Source organism: Halolamina pelagica (assembly GCF_001307315.1).
GTDB classification, from domain to species: domain Archaea; phylum Halobacteriota; class Halobacteria; order Halobacteriales; family Haloferacaceae; genus Halolamina; species Halolamina pelagica_B.
Window position 1 is genome coordinate 356,108 of record NZ_LGUC01000001.1, and the last position, 14,059, is coordinate 370,166.

Sequence of the window (14,059 nt, forward strand, 5' to 3'; positions counted from 1 at the left end):
GTGACGCGAGCACGGCGCCGACGCTACGTCACGAAGAACAGCAGCACGCTGATCGCGATCACCGCGAGGCTGACCGCCAGCGCGTAGGCGCCGCCGAGCGACACCACCGCGTTGGCGTGGGAGGCGAGCGTCTCGGTGCGGTCGTTGCCGAACACCGTCACCGCCGCACGCTCGGTCGCCATCCCGGCTTCGACCGGTTCGAGGTCCGCGCGGGCCTGCTCGACGAGGTCGGCGACGGTGTCGATGAACTCGCTGTGATCGATCTCCGCGCCGATCTGGTTGTCCGCCTCGACGGTGTTGACGATGTGGGTGTCGGTGGTCATCACCTCCGCCGCGTCGACGGTTTCGAGGAGTTCGTCGACGGCTCGGTCCCGGAGCCACGGCTCCATGTTGTTGCCGTCGGCCAGCACGTACGCGGTCTCCTGGCCGTCGACCGCCACGACGGCGACCCGGATCCCCAGCGGGCCGATCCCCTCCTGGGGTTCCCACTCGGTCTCGGCCCACGCCGTGCCGAGCGACACTGGGGCTTCCGCGGCGTCACCGAGGCGGTCGCCCGCCGCCTCGGCGGCGTTGATCATGTCGAACGAGCGCGGGCTCCCGGGGTGACGTGGCCCAGATCCGGGCCGTCGAGCCCGTTGTTGCAGTTGTGCGCGTCGACGAGCAGTACGTCGTCGAGCCCGTTGGTCCGGGCGCCCTGCCGCGCCGCGAGGCCGACGCCGTACTCAACGTCGTCGGCGAACTCCGGCGAGAACGTGTTCACCAGCAGCCCGTCGCCGCCGAACGCCTGACCCAGCAGTTTGGCGTCGCCGGCCTCGATACGGACGCTCTCGGTGGCGCCGTCGCCGTACTCGATGCGCTGGTGGGCCCGATCCGCCGCATCGATCAGCCGCTCGACCTCGCGCTTGGTGACGAGGTTGAAGTCGTGGCCGGCGGTGGCGTGGGGTGGGAACGCCAGCCCCTCGGCGCTCTCGGCGACGCGCTCGGGGAGGTTGCCGCCGCCGATCTCGCCCATTGGGCCGGGGTGGATCATCGGGAGGACGAACCGCGCCTTCTCGGCGCCGTCGTCCGTGCGGAAGGCGAGCACCGTGACCGGGACGATCGCCTCCTCGCCCAGCTGTTCGAAGAAGTCCTCGAGCTCACGGGTCCCCTCGGCGACGTGGCCGATGAACCCCCGGAGGAAATCGAGCATGGAGACGCCCATCGAGCGGCGCCACGGCCGGTCGACCGCGACGAGGAACACCCAGACAGCGGCGGCGTAGATCACACAGAGCACGCCCAGCAGCCCGAACTGCTGTGGGGAGATCGTGCTCAGAACACCCGGCGCCTCGGCCGATTCGTTCAGGAAGGGGGTGAGATACGCCTGGATCGCCGAGCCGCCGTCAGCGAGATAGCGGATCGTCCCGCTGTAGACGAACAGCAGGGCGGCCGCGACGGCGCTCTGGATGCTCGCCGGCAGGACCGCCACGGGGAGGGAAGTCCGCGAGACCGCCATCACCACCAGCAGGCGGAGGGCGAACACCGACGCCAGCGCGACGACCAGCGCGTCGAAGACGAACGTCTGGTCGAGCCAGGCGATCAGGTACGCGAGTAGCGCGGCGACGCTCACGACGGCGACGATCACCACCTCACAGATCAGCGCGAGCAGCGACGCGCGGTTGTAGGTGAGTCGCCCGCCCGTGTAGCGGTCGACCCACGGCGTCGCGAACCCGGCGACGACGGTGGGGATACCGATGAAGAAGATGCCTTCCCACGCGTCCTGTCCAACGAAGAAGATGCCCCGGAACACCGCGTCCGCCTCGCCGCTGTCGAACGCGCCGATGCCCGCGACGGCGGCCACCAGCAGCGCGAAGGCGAGGCTCGTGTACCAGTTCGGGGCTCGGAAGATGAACCGCGAGAGCCCCGCGAGGTTGCTCTGGGACGCCGTCATCAGTACTGCGTGACACCCGGATAGGCAAAAACCCGCGACTTCCGTTCTCGGGGACGCCGCCGGCCTACCAGGCGTCGCAGATCTCGCGGAACGCCTCGAACACCGCCTCGCCCTCCGCGGTGTGGGCGACCTCGGGGTGCCACTGCACGCCGTAGAGCCCGCGCTCGGGGTCGCTCATCGCCTCGACCTCGCACACGTCGCTCCGGGCGGTCCGAGTGAACCCGTCGGGCACCTCGTCGACTTCGTCGGCGTGACTGGCCCACACCCGGGTCTCGGGTGCGAGGGAGCCGATCAGCGGGTCCTCCTCGTCGAGGATCTCGACGGTCACGTCGGCGTAGCCGCCGTAGTCGCCGCTGTGGGTGCTGCCGCCCAGCTCCTCGGCGATGAACTGCATCCCGAGACAGATGCCCAGCACGGGCACGTCCAGCTCGAGGTACTCGGCACAGCGCCCGACGCGGTCCATCGAGGGGCCGCCCGAGAGCACGATGCCGTCGGCGTCGATCTCGGCGGGGTCGGTGTCGTTCTCCAGGATCTCGGTGTCGACGCCGATATCCCGGAGCGCGCGGCCCTCCAGGTGGGTGAACTGCCCGTGGTTGTCGATGACGACGATTCGGGTCATGGGTTGGGTTGGCCGACGAGGCTCAAAAACACCTCGGAACGGGGGAGAGATGCGCACGTCCGTGCATCGGCGCCGGCGGTGCTCACTCCTCGCGGCGCTCGCTGGCGGACTGAAACCCCATCTCGGATCGCTCCTCGCCGCGACGGGTCTCCCGGACGGCGAGTGCTTCGGGGTCGGGGGCGGCGTCGTCGTCGACGCGGGCAAAGGAGCGGTGGACCTTCGTGTGACACCAGCGACAGAGGCCGACCGTGATCTCGTGGGAGGGCTCCTCGCCGTCCGTGTCCGAGTCGTCGCCGGCCGGTCGACCGTCGCCGGCGGTCCCGTAGGAGAGGTGATGCTCCTCGACCAGCGGGCGGGCGTCCGAGTCGTGGGCGATCCGGACTTCCTCGAGACCACAGCGTGCACACGCCTTCGCGTCGGTGGTCGAGCGGTAGTGGGGGCAGCGCGACCAGTCAGGCTCCGCGCCCTCGACGGCCGCGGCGTCGGTGTCGGCGACGACGCAGGCGTAGTCGTCGGCCCGGCGGCCGGCCGCGAACTCGGGGTCCTGACCCGCCTGTTCGAGCGCGTAGCGACACCGGCCGTCGTCGGTGAGGTGGTCACAGCGCCCGGCGACCGCGTAGGGGTCGTCGACGCCGACCGGCGTCCCCTCGGGCGTCTCCTCCATACCGGTCGTCGGACGCCCGCGCTCTTGAACGCTCGGGGAACGCTTAGTAGGGCAGCGGCGGGAGCGGACAGCGTGCGACTGGTCCACCAGCGCGACGGGGAGGCACGGACGCTCGCGGACAGCGTCGCGACCGAGACGCTCGCCGACGACGTCGAGCGGGCCGACGGGCTGCTGTCGCAGGGTCGTGGACTGATGTTTCGGCGGTCGATCCCGGAGGGGTACGGGCTGGTGTTCTCCTTCGACGAGCCGGCGACGCGAACGATCCATACGCTGTTCGTGTTCGAACCGATCGACGTGCTCTGGCTCGTCGACGACGAAGTGATCAACGTCGAACGCCTGCGGCCGTTCCGCGGGCTGGCCCACGGGCTCGCGGACACGGTCGTCGAGCTCCCCGCCGGCGTCGCCGAGAACGTCAAACCGGGTGATACGGTCCGGATCGAGGACTGAAACCCGGGATTCTCGTGGTGTCGGCCGCGGCGGATTCGTGCTCGATCGGATCGCTCTTCACCGAACAGCCCCACGTTCCGGTATGACGCTCGTCGTCCCGTTCGACGGTTCCGACCTCGCAGAGAGCGCGCTCGTGCGAGCGACGGCGTTCGACGCCGTGTTCGACGAGGGTGTCGTCGCGGTGACGGTCGTTCCGCGAGAGAACACCGAGTACGCCCGCGGCGCCGACTGGATCGAGGACGACGAGTACTTCGACCTGTCGACAGTCGTCGGCCGACTCGAGGATCACGTCGAGTCGATCGCTCCCGACGCCCGGTACCGGTACGAGACAGTCGGCCAGTACGCCTCGGCCGGCACGATCACCAAGCGCGTTCGGCGCATCGCCCGGGACGAGGACGCCTCGATCGTGGTGGTCGGCAGCGAGAACGCCGGACATCTGACGGTGTCGATCAGCAGCATCGGCGGCGGGATCGCGGCCGACGACGCCTACGACGTGTTGATCGTCCGGAGCCAACACCCCTCGAAAGTAGAGAAGGTACAGGAGGCGTCGCCCACCACTGGCCGATCGGGCCCCGACAGCACGGAGTAGTCTCGAAGGGCGCCGCGACTGACGAGGGGGAGTCGGCAGCGTTGCTCATTTTCGAGGTAGATTTTCGGCGAGTCTATCTCGAAAACTGAAAACACTATGTGCACGCCTCACATAGATGCCGGCGTGTCGTTCCGATCCAGGTGGGTCGACCCCCAAAATGCGGTCTATCTCGTGGGAACGCTCTGCTTTGGGCTCGGGGTCGTCCACCTCCTCACTGAGGGCGAGGGGCTCGGAACGGTGCTGGAGGCGGCCATCATCTGCAGCATCTCTGGCGTCGTTCTCGTCACGGGGTATCAGCTCCCGCATCGGCGGATCTCGACCGTGGGACAGTGGCGGACCGTCTGGCTGGGCGTTGGGGTGATGGTTTCCTTTGCCATGTTGGCGCTATCGATCTGGATGATCTGGCGCCTCGAAGACAGGGCGAACGAGCTGTTCTTCCTCGTTGCGTTCGCCGCAACGTTGGGGGCAGCCGTCGGCACCCGTAGCGGAATGTACTCTATCGAGTCCGAAGAACGGCTGAACGAAGCCGAGGATCTCACCAAACTGCTCACGATCAACCAACGGGTTCTCCGCCACAACCTGCGGAACGAACTCGCCGTCTCGTTCGGGTTTCTGAACAAGATCGAGGCCGCCGACGCCGACGAAGACGTAACGGCGGACGTTCAGATAATCAAGAAGCATCTCAGAAAACTACTCAGAACGAGCGACCGGACGCGGGAGATCGTGTCGATCCGGGAGAACGACAACGGGAAACGGTTCGATCTGCCCGCGGTCGTCGAAGAGCAGGTCGCACGGATCAGGGAGCAACACCCACAGGCGGCGATCACGACCCGGTTCGACGACGACTGCACGGTGAGCGCACACGCTGCCTTCCCGAAGGCGATCAGAGAGGCGCTGACGAACGCAGTCGAACACAACGCTGCGGATATCGAGATAACCGTGAGCGTTCACGAGAATCAGCAGGGCGCAGCGGTCGTCGAGATCGTCGATACGGGGGAGGGGATACCCAAATTCGACATCGAGGCGATCGAAGGTCCCCAAGAGACACAGCTCAAACACACCCAAGGGCTGGGGCTCTGGATAATCTACTGGACGGTCAAGATGTCCGACGGAACGCTGGAACTGTCAGAGAGTACATCGAACGGCACGGTCGTCCGGATAACGCTCCCGCAAACGGGATAACGTCCGCTCCAGCTCGTGGCGAGGCGCCCAAAAAGCCATGGGCCCACCGGAGACTCGCTACGCTCGTCTCCGCGGACTCACGTCTCACTACGCACGCTGTTCGTCGTGAAAAGTGGGACCGCCGAGCGATCGAACGGCGATACCTCGTACTTCCATGTTTGCTTCGCAAAAAGTGGGACCGCCGAGATTCGAACTCAGGTCCTACCGACCCCATCGGCAGAGGATACCACTACCCTACGGTCCCGTGTTTCGAACAAACGCTGTCTGGCAGTTAAGCACTTCGTTTCGTCCCCCTGCCGGTCTAGCACCACGAACCGTCCGGGCGCGGCGGGCTACTCGTCGGCGTCCCGCGGCGCGACAAGCGGCCCGTCGTCCCGGGCAGCCATGCTGAGCACGGCATCACCCTCGTACGCCGCCAGCCCCTCCTTGCGGCCGATGACGTAGCCGTCGTGCTCGCTCTCGACCGTGTCGAGCGGTTCGCCGGTCGCACTCACGATGTCGGCGACGACCTCGCCCGCTTCCACCACGTCGCCCGCTTCGACGCGGTGGCGGACGAGCCCCGCCGTCTCGGTTCGCGGCCCGCGGAACCGCCGCACTGGGAACTCGACGGGCGCGTCGAAGCTACCGGGGTCGGCGACCCCGTCGGGCCAGTCCTCGAGCATTCCCAGTTCGTCCATCACGCCGTAGGCCGCGGCGACGCCGGCCTCCCGAGTGGCTTCGGTGACGACGCTGTGACCCCCGAGTTCGGTCGTGAACGCCGGGATCCCCGCGGCGTTGCAGACCGCGCCCGCTGTCGAGCGCTGGAGCGACTGTTCGACGTACTCCTCGGCCGGATACTCAGTCAGCAGCGGGAGCCCGGTCGCCTCAACCAGCGCTTCCAGGTCCGCGGCGAGCGCCTCGGCCTCCGCCTCGGTCCGCCGTTCGCCGTACAGCACTCGGTCCCGGATGACGAACGGGAAGGAGTTCACGCCCGCAGTGTGGTTGTCGATCAGCGCGTCGGCGGAGTCGACGATCTCCTCGTAGAGGCGCTCGTCGATGCGCTCCTGGACCTCCGGCGGGCGCGAGGAGTCGCTCTCGGGGTCGGGGAACTTCCGGTTCGGGTCGTCGTCGCCGTAGTAGGAGTGTCGCGCGTTCCGCCGCAGGCCGGCGGGGTTGACGACCGGGACGGCGACGACGGCGCCAGCGATGCGCTGGGGCAAGTCCTCGCGAATCACGTCCTGGGTGACCGCCACACCGGTCGCTTCGTCGCCGTGGACGCCGCCGGTGATCCACAGCGTCGGTCCCTCATCTTCCCCGTTGGCGACGATGACCGGGAGCTTCTCGGGGACCCCCGTCGGGAGGTCGGTGAGTTCGAGGTGGCCGCGTGCCAGTTCGCCGGGTGCCGCGCTCGCGGTGCCGATGTCCATGCCCGAGGCTGTGCAGGGCGGCGGGAAGAAGCTACGGCTCGGGCGGTGGTTGCCGGGAGTCGGCGTCAGAAGAGATCGAGGACGAACTCCACCACGTTGAGAACGCCGTGGAACAGGCGTTCCGAGCGGCTGCGCTCGTCATCGCTGTCGGGGTCCGCGTTGTCGTCGTCGGTCATCGTTCCAGCACGTTCGAGAGTGTCGGGAAAAAGGCTCCGCCTACACCAGCACGCGCTCGAGCGACACCACCTCGCCCGATTCGGCGTCGGGGGGCCCGACCAGTTTCCCGAGACAGACCGCGCTCCCGTCGGGCGTGTAGCAGGCGAGCAGGTCGTCGTCGCCGGGGTCGAGGGCGGCGGCCGCGTCGTCGAGGTCGATCACGCCCGGCGCGTAGACGGACGCGCCCTCGGCGACTTCCCGGGCGGCGCTACGGGCGATCGTGATCGCTGGCAGGTGTTCCATCGCGCGCTCGGCGGGCGAGACCACCTCGCGGAGGAACGCCTCGAACCCGTCTTCGCGCGCCCACGCGAGCCCGTCCGCGAGGTCCTGCAGCGTCACGAGGTCGGTATCGTCGAACGGGTCAGTCGCGACACGACGGAGGGCACCCATGTGCCCGCCAGTGCCGAGCGCCAGCCCGAGGTCGTGACAGAGCTTCCGGATGTACGTGCCGCTCTCACACCGGATTCGCAGGAGCGCCTGCCGGTCGTCCAGCTCCAGCAGGTCGAGGTCGTGGATCTCCCGGGAGCGAAGCCGCCGAGTGACGGCGCTCTTCCGTGGGGGTTTCTGGTAGATCTCGGTCTCGAACTCCGCCAGCGTCGCGGCGGCGTCGGTCGGGGGAGGCCGTGGAGTTCGAGCACGGCGATGTACTCCTTCGTACCCTCGAGAAACACGGGTGCGAGCCGAGTGGCGTCGCCGAGCATCGTCGGCAGACAGCCCGTCACTTTCGGGTCGAGCGTGCCCGCGTGGGCCGCGCGCTCGACGCCCGCGAGATCGCGCACCCACGCCGCCACCTGGTGGGCCGAGGGGCCGGCGGGCTTGTCGAGGTTGACGACGCCGAAAGAGCGGAGCGCCTCGACGCTGCGCTCGCCCGGCGGGTCGCGGAGTGGGTCGGTCACGGTTAGAACTCGTAGCGGACGCCCTCGACGGGGTACTTGCCCTCGTCCTGGTCGGGGTCGTAGCGCTCGACGGCCGCGGTGAGCATGTCCGGTACGACCGCCTCACCCCACCGTGCAGTGTTGATCGCGGCGTCGTAGATGCTCAGATCGTGGATATCGATGTCGTAGAGGTCGGCGTAGCGCTTGGCCTCGCTCTGCTCGCGGCGCTTGGTGACCGCGCGGGCCTCCGCGACGGATTTCTCCTCGCGGTCGGCGATGCGCTCGGCACGCACGTCGAGCGGGGCGTCGAGCCAGAAGCGCAGATCCGCGTGTTCGGCCGCGAGCCAGCCGGCGAGCCGGGACTCGAGCAGCACGTGATCCTGGCTGGCGGCGATCGTGCGCAGGCGCCGGTCGAGATCGCGGTCGATCTGGTCTTCCTCCTCGGCGAGTTCGTTGAACTCCACGGGCGTGTAGCCCCGTTCGTCGGCCAGTTCGCGGAAGATGTCGCCGCCGCTGATGTGTTCGAGGTCGAATCGCTCCGCGAGCAGTTCGGCGTTCGTGCTCTTCCCGCTGCCCGGCGGGCCGGAGACGGTGAGTAACATAGCGACTCTCGCGGGCAGAGCGGCAAAATCGTTGCCGTTCACGGTCGTCGCCGTGCCAGCGAGTCGCGTGCTCCCGCCAGCGCTTTCCCCGCCGCGTCCGACCACCGCGCATGAACGTCCCCGACTCGGTCGCGACCGCCCTCGCCGACCGCGACGTGGCGGGCGCGACCTGTCTCGAAGCCGGCGCCGGCGTCGGGAACGCCACCGCCGGCCTCCTCGACGCTGGCGCCGAGCACGTCTACGCGGTCACCGACCGCGCGGACCACGCCGAGGGCGTCCGCGAGCGCTTCCCGGACGACGACCGTGTGGAACTGATCGAGGCCGATCTCCGCGAGCTTCCGCTCCCGGCCGACGCCGTCGACGCGATCACCGCCCACGCGCTGTTCAACGTGCTCCCGAACGATGCCGCGGCGCCGATCGCCGCCGAACTCACCCGCGTCGCTGCGCCGGGGGCGACGCTGGTCGTCGACGACTACGACCCGATGCCGGCCGAGTCGCCGGTTCGCCGGCTGTTCGCCGTCGAGAACGCCGCCGCCGAGTTGGCGGGCGCGCGGCCGGCACTCACGTTCTACCCGGCCGACGGCCTGCGGCGACTGTTCGGCGGTCACGGCTGGAAGCACGACCGCACGCGGACGATCCTCGAGCCCGTGCCGTGGAGCGAGAGCCACCTCACCGCCCACACGGCGGAGGTCCGCGGGCACGCCGCGTCGCTGCCTGACGCGCTGGGGCAACAGCTGATCACCGAGGCGGAGCGGTTAGCGAAGACAACGGGCCACAGCGACGAGGGGCGGATGTACAGCGTCGCGATGGCGCTGCCCGAGTAAGGCGGCTCGACCGATCGCGGCGTGGCTCCGTGCGCGGGGCCGGAGCCCCGCGCTGGTCGCTGGCCGTGATTCGTGGTTACCGACCGCGGCGTGGCTCCGAGCGCGGGGCCGGAGCCCCGCGCTGGTCACGCGCCGCGGTCCGTGGTTACCCCCCTTTTTCACCTCGGGACCGCTACCCCTGCTAATGAGCACCGACCGGAAGCAGTCCGGCTTCAAGCAACGAACCCGGGTCGACGACGCGCTCGCGGCGCTGCGGGACGCCGTCGACCCCCACGGCCGCGTCGAGCACCTCCCGCTGTCCGAGGCGGACGGCCGCACGCTAGCGACGACGCTCGAAGCGTCGGCGAACGTGCCGTCGGCCCCGGAGGCCGCGATGGACGGCTTCGCGGTCCGGGCGAGCGACACCTTCGGCGCCTCGGACCGGTCGCCGGAGGTCCTGCGCGTCGTCGACGACGAACCGACGGCGGGCACCGTCGGCCCGAACCAGGCGCTCCGGGTCCACACCGGGAGCGCGCTACCCGACGGCGCCAACGCCGTGTTGAAGATCGAGCAGGCCGAGCCGATCGCCGACGAGGTCGAGGTGTTCGACGCCGTCGCCGAGGGGAGAACGTCGCTCCCGCCGGCGAGGACGTCGAAGCAGGTCAGCATCTCTACGACCCGGGGGCGGTGCTGCGACCCTCCGACCTCGGCCTCCTGAAGTCCGTCGGCTTCACCGAGCTCCCCGTCTTCGAAAAGCCCGACGTGACCGTCATCCCGACCGGCGACGAGCTCGTGCAACAGAACCCCGGCCCGGGCGAGACGATCGAGACGAACGGCCTCACGGTCGCGCGGTTCGTCGAGCGCTGGGGCGGCGAGCCGACCGAACTCGATGTGGTTCCGGACGACGAGAACGCGCTGAAGGAAGCGATCCGCTCGGGGCTCGACGGCGATCTCGTCGTCACCTCCGGGGGCTCCTCCGTCGGCCAGCGCGACCTGCTGCCCGAGGTGCTCGAGGAGCTCGGCGAGATCGTCGTCCACGGCGTCGCGCTCAAGCCCGGCCACCCCTTCGGCTTCGCGATCGTCGAGGGGACGCCCGTGCTGATGCTGCCGGGCTACCCGGTCGCGACGATCGTCAACGCCGTGCAGTTCCTCCGCCCCGCGGTGAAGCGGGCGATGGACGCGCCGCTGCCGCCCCACCCGACCACCGAGGCGACGTTGGAGCGCAAGATCGCCAGCGAGCCCGGCGTCCGGACGTTCGCCCGCGTGAAACTCGAAGCGCGGGAGAACGACCCCCTGCCGGCGGCGGTTCCGACCCGGGTTTCCGGATCGGGCGTGCTGTCGAGCGTCGCGCTCGCGGACGGCTGGGTCGTCGTCGACGAGGCCGCCGAGGGGATCGACGCGGGAACGACCGTCACGGTCCAGAACTGGGAGGCGAGCCGATGAGCGAGCGCAAGGAGTTCCGCGACCTCACCGAACCGGCGAAAGCCCACGAGGCGATCGCGTCGCTCGAGCTCGACCCCGAGCCGGAGACGGTGGAACTCGCCGACGCCCGCGGGCGGATCCTCGCCGAGCGCGTCGACGCCGACCTCGACGTGCCCGGCTTCGACCGGGCGTCGATGGACGGTTACGCGGTCCAAGCCAGCGACACGTTCGGCGCCGACGAGGCCGACCCCGCAGTGCTCGATCTCGCCGGCGCGGTCCACGCCGGCAGCGAGCCCGACGTGGTCGTCGACGCCGGCGAGTGCGCCGAAATTTCCACGGGCGCGGTGATGCCCGACGGCGCCGACGCGGTGGTGATGGTCGAGAAGACCGACGAAGCCGCCGGCGAACAGGACGCCATCGAGATCCGCACCTCGGTCGCACCCGGTGACCACGTGATGCCGGCCGGGGCCGACATCGCCGCCGGCCAGCGCGCGCTGGGGCCCGGCACCGAACTCACGCCCCGCGAGATCGGACTGCTCTCGGCGCTCGGGACGGGCGAGGTCGAGGTGCGCGGGAAGCCGACGGTCGGCATCGTCTCGACCGGCGACGAGCTGGTCCGGCCCGGCGGGGAGCTGAACAGCGACGCCGGCCAGATCTACGACGTGAACAGCTACACCATCGCGTCCGGCGTCGAGGAGGCGGGCGGGGAGGCGACGCTCTACCCCCACGCCGGCGACGACATGGCGGCGATGGAGGAGGCGCTGACGACCGCCGCCGAGGAGTGCGATCTGGTGCTCTCCTCGGGGTCGACCTCCGCCTCCGCAGTCGACGTGGTGTATCAGGTGATCGAGGACCGCGGCGAGCTCCTGCTCCACGGCGTCTCCGTCAAGCCGGGGAAGCCGATGCTCGTCGGCCGACTCGAGGACAGCGCCTACGTCGGCCTGCCGGGCTACCCCGTCTCCGCGCTCACGATCTTCCGCACGTTCGTCGCGCCGGCGATCCGCCGGGCGGCTGGGGTGCCCGAGCCCCGAACCGCGACCGTCGAGGGGACGCTCGCGGCCGAGGAACGCTACAGCGAGGGCCGTACCCGGCTGATGCCGGTCGGCCTCGTCGAGAACGAGGCGGGCGAGACGCTCGTCTACCCGGTCGACAAGGGCTCGGGCGCGACCACCAGCCTCGTCGAGGCCGACGGCGTCGTCGAGGTCGACGCCGACACGGAGTACCTCGCCGAGGGTGAGCAGGTGCGGGTGACGCTGTTCTCGCCGAGCGTCCGGACGCCGTCGCTCCTTGCCTTCGGCGAGGACGACCCCGCGTTCTCCCGGCTGCTGGATCGCCTCGGGTCGAGTCGCTTCCTCCCCGTCGGCTCCCGGGAGGGGCTGCGGCGCCTGCGCGACGGGCTGCCCGACGCCGCCGTCGTCGCCGGCCCCGTCCGCCGCGAGGTGGAGGCGGTCGAACTCGGCGCGTGGGAGCGCGAGTGGGGGCTAGTCGTCCCTGCAGGCAACCCCGACGGCGTCGAGGGGTTCGGGACGCTGATCGACGGCGACCTCCGCTTCGTCAACCTCGACACCGCGACCGGCCTCAGGGCTAGCGCCGACGCGGAACTGGAGCGGCTGGCCGCCGCGCGTGACACCGACGCCGCCGACCTGCAGGCCGCCATCGACGGCTACGAGTTCACGCTCAAGGCCCACGAGAGCCCCGCGCGGCGGGTGCTCGCCGGGAACGCCGACGCCGGCCTCGGCCTGCGGGCGACCGCCGAGAAGCTGGGGCTCGGGTTCGTCCCCGTCGACACGCAGACCGTCCGCGTCCGGGCCAACCCCGCACGAGTCGAGAAGGCGGGCGTCGAGGAGCTCAAGGCCGCACTCGCCGGCATCGACGACGTGCTGGCGGAGCTGCCCGGGTTCACCGACGCATGAGCCTGCCGTCGCGGCGCAACACGCTCCGGCTCGGCGGGAGCGGGCTGCTCTCCGGCGTGTTCGGCCTCCTCGCCGGCTGTTCGGCGCCCGACGACGGCCGCACCGCGACGCCGGCCGGCGAGCGGCTCCTCGCGCTCGGCGACTCATACACCGTCGGGACGAGCGTCTCGAACGACGAGCGCTGGGTGAACGAACTGGCCGAGCAGCGCCGTCGAGCGGGCCACACCGTCGCCGACCCCCGAGTGATAGCCGAGAACGGCTGGACGACGGGCGACCTGAACGAGGCGATAGATGGAGCCGAGGCCGAGAACACCGTCGCCGACGAGTACGATCTCGTCACCCTCCTCATCGGCGCCAACAACTGCTTTCAGGAGCAGCCGCCGGGGACGTTCCGCCCGAAGTTCGAGGCCACGCTGGACCGGGCGCTCGGCTTCGCGCCCGGCCCCGACAGCGTCGTCGTTGTCACGGTCCCGGACTACACGCTCACCCCGGTCGGACGGCGGAACGACCCCGGCGAGCACGCCAGCCGGCTCACGGCGTACAACGACATCATCGAGGACGCCGCGACGGCGGCGGGGACGCGGCTCGTCGACGTGGTGCCGCCGTCGCGAGAGGTGGTTGATCGGCCCGAACTGATCGCCGAAGACGACCTGCATCCCGCGCCCGAGCAGTACGAGCGCTGGCTGGACCGGATCTACCCGGCCGCCGCCAAAGCGCTGGCCGCTTAGCCGCCGAGAACCGTCTCGTCGAGTTCGGAGAACCGCGGGACGCGGTGGTCCGCGAGCACGCACTGCCCGCGGCGTTCCGGGCCGTGGCGTTCGACGTGCACCGCGTCGAGGCCGGCGTTCCAGGCCGCGCCCACGTCGCTTGAGCCGTCGCCGGCCAGCACGCCGTCGCCGCCGTCGTCGACGCCGAGTCGGTCCATCGTGTGACGAACTGGCCCGGGGTCGGGCTTCCAGCCCAACTCGTCCGAGCAGGTGACGAAGGCGTCGAAGCGCGAGCGCAGGTCGAGGTGGTCGACGACGTGGTTCGCGAGAAACGGCGCGCAGTGGGTGACGACGCCGACAGGGCGCCCGGCGCGGTCGAGTTCGTCGAGCAGGGCGGCCGCGTCGTCGTGGACGAACGTCGCCTCGGCGCGGGCCTCGGGGTCCTCGGCCTCGTGGAGCGCGGGCCAGAACGTCCCCGGGTCCAGCCCCATCGCCTGCAGCTTCTCGCTGCGGGGGCCGCCGAGCCCGTGCCAGAGCGTCTCGACCTCCTCGTGGGTGAACTCCCGACCCAGCCGGTCGCCGACCGCCTCGAACACCTGGTGGCGGTAGCGGGGCTCCACGTCGACGACCGTGCCGTCGAGGTCGAGGAGCCAGAAGTCGTACATGGGGGACAGGTAGCGGGTACGG

General features: G+C 70.1%; 12 protein-coding genes, 1 tRNA gene and 3 pseudogenes. 8 read left to right on the top strand and 8 right to left on the bottom strand.

Translation table 11 applies throughout. The features are described 5' to 3' along the window. Positions 1 to 23: 23 nt before the first annotated feature. The 3 genes and pseudogenes from SY89_RS01945 to SY89_RS01955 form a co-directional block, all read right to left on the bottom strand. Positions 24 to 1,927 (bottom strand): annotated as a pseudogene (locus tag SY89_RS01945) (DUF2070 family protein). A 64-nt stretch (positions 1,928 to 1,991) separates the two neighbouring features. Next, positions 1,992 to 2,546: a GMP synthase subunit A gene (locus tag SY89_RS01950; RefSeq protein ID WP_054582939.1), complete on the bottom strand. Its 555-nt coding sequence runs from the start codon at positions 2,544 to 2,546 to the stop codon at positions 1,992 to 1,994. 82 nt (positions 2,547 to 2,628) lie between these two features. Next, positions 2,629 to 3,210 (bottom strand): DUF7097 family protein, encoded by a 582-nt coding sequence (locus SY89_RS01955; RefSeq protein ID WP_054582940.1) that lies wholly within the window; start codon positions 3,208 to 3,210, stop codon positions 2,629 to 2,631. 72 nt (positions 3,211 to 3,282) lie between these two features. Here SY89_RS01955 and SY89_RS18015 point away from each other — a divergent pair, with 72 nt between their 5' ends. From SY89_RS18015 to SY89_RS01970, 3 genes are all read left to right on the top strand, one after another. After that, entirely contained in the window at positions 3,283 to 3,657 is a 375-nt protein-coding gene (locus SY89_RS18015; protein ID WP_054582941.1) for a DUF192 domain-containing protein, read from the top strand. An 82-nt stretch (positions 3,658 to 3,739) separates the two neighbouring features. After that, positions 3,740 to 4,246: a universal stress protein gene (locus SY89_RS01965; protein ID WP_054582942.1), complete on the top strand. Its 507-nt coding sequence runs from the start codon at positions 3,740 to 3,742 to the stop codon at positions 4,244 to 4,246. A gap of 123 nt (positions 4,247 to 4,369) precedes the next feature. Beyond that, a complete protein-coding gene (locus SY89_RS01970; protein WP_189319089.1) occupies positions 4,370 to 5,428 on the top strand; it encodes a sensor histidine kinase in 1,059 nt (352 codons plus the stop codon). Between the two features lie 173 nt (positions 5,429 to 5,601). On the opposite strand, the gene SY89_RS01975 is transcribed toward SY89_RS01970, so the two are convergent. The 4 genes and pseudogenes from SY89_RS01975 to cmk form a co-directional block, all read right to left on the bottom strand. Further along, positions 5,602 to 5,672, bottom strand: a tRNA-Pro gene (locus SY89_RS01975). Between the two features lie 88 nt (positions 5,673 to 5,760). Beyond that, positions 5,761 to 6,834 carry a succinylglutamate desuccinylase/aspartoacylase family protein gene (locus SY89_RS01980; RefSeq protein ID WP_054582944.1) on the bottom strand — a complete coding sequence of 358 codons (1,074 nt, stop codon included), beginning with the start codon at positions 6,832 to 6,834 and terminating at the stop codon, positions 5,761 to 5,763. A gap of 216 nt (positions 6,835 to 7,050) precedes the next feature. Then, positions 7,051 to 7,946: pseudogene (locus SY89_RS01985) on the bottom strand (RNA-guided pseudouridylation complex pseudouridine synthase subunit Cbf5). 2 nt (positions 7,947 to 7,948) lie between these two features. After that, on the bottom strand, positions 7,949 to 8,527 hold the full coding sequence (gene cmk, locus SY89_RS01990) for a (d)CMP kinase (protein ID WP_054582945.1): 579 nt from the start codon (positions 8,525 to 8,527) through the stop codon (positions 7,949 to 7,951). A 110-nt stretch (positions 8,528 to 8,637) separates the two neighbouring features. Between cmk and SY89_RS01995 the strand changes: the two genes are divergently transcribed. The 5 genes and pseudogenes from SY89_RS01995 to SY89_RS02010 all read left to right on the top strand — a co-directional run bounded on the left by SY89_RS01995 (position 8,638) and on the right by SY89_RS02010 (position 13,393). Then, positions 8,638 to 9,351, top strand: a complete 714-nt coding sequence (locus SY89_RS01995; RefSeq protein ID WP_054582946.1) for a class I SAM-dependent methyltransferase — start codon at positions 8,638 to 8,640, stop codon at positions 9,349 to 9,351. Positions 9,352 to 9,535: 184 nt separating this feature from the next. Next, positions 9,536 to 9,999: pseudogene (locus SY89_RS19445) on the top strand (molybdopterin molybdotransferase MoeA); the annotation flags it as partial. An 18-nt stretch (positions 10,000 to 10,017) separates the two neighbouring features. After that, positions 10,018 to 10,773: a molybdopterin molybdotransferase MoeA gene (locus SY89_RS19450; protein ID WP_394325746.1), complete on the top strand. Its 756-nt coding sequence runs from the start codon at positions 10,018 to 10,020 to the stop codon at positions 10,771 to 10,773. Next, positions 10,770 to 12,665, top strand: coding sequence for a molybdopterin biosynthesis protein (locus SY89_RS02005; protein ID WP_054582947.1), 1,896 nt, complete (start codon positions 10,770 to 10,772; stop codon positions 12,663 to 12,665). Before SY89_RS19450 ends, SY89_RS02005 begins: the two co-directional genes overlap by 4 nt. Next, positions 12,662 to 13,393, top strand: coding sequence for an SGNH/GDSL hydrolase family protein (locus SY89_RS02010; RefSeq protein ID WP_054582948.1), 732 nt, complete (start codon positions 12,662 to 12,664; stop codon positions 13,391 to 13,393). The genes SY89_RS02005 and SY89_RS02010 overlap by 4 nt, the downstream gene beginning before the upstream one ends. Here the strand turns inward: SY89_RS02010 and SY89_RS02015 are convergent. Beyond that, on the bottom strand, positions 13,390 to 14,037 hold the full coding sequence (locus tag SY89_RS02015; protein WP_054582949.1) for an HAD family hydrolase: 648 nt from the start codon (positions 14,035 to 14,037) through the stop codon (positions 13,390 to 13,392). The genes SY89_RS02010 and SY89_RS02015 overlap by 4 nt on opposite strands. Positions 14,038 to 14,059: the final 22 nt, after the last annotated feature.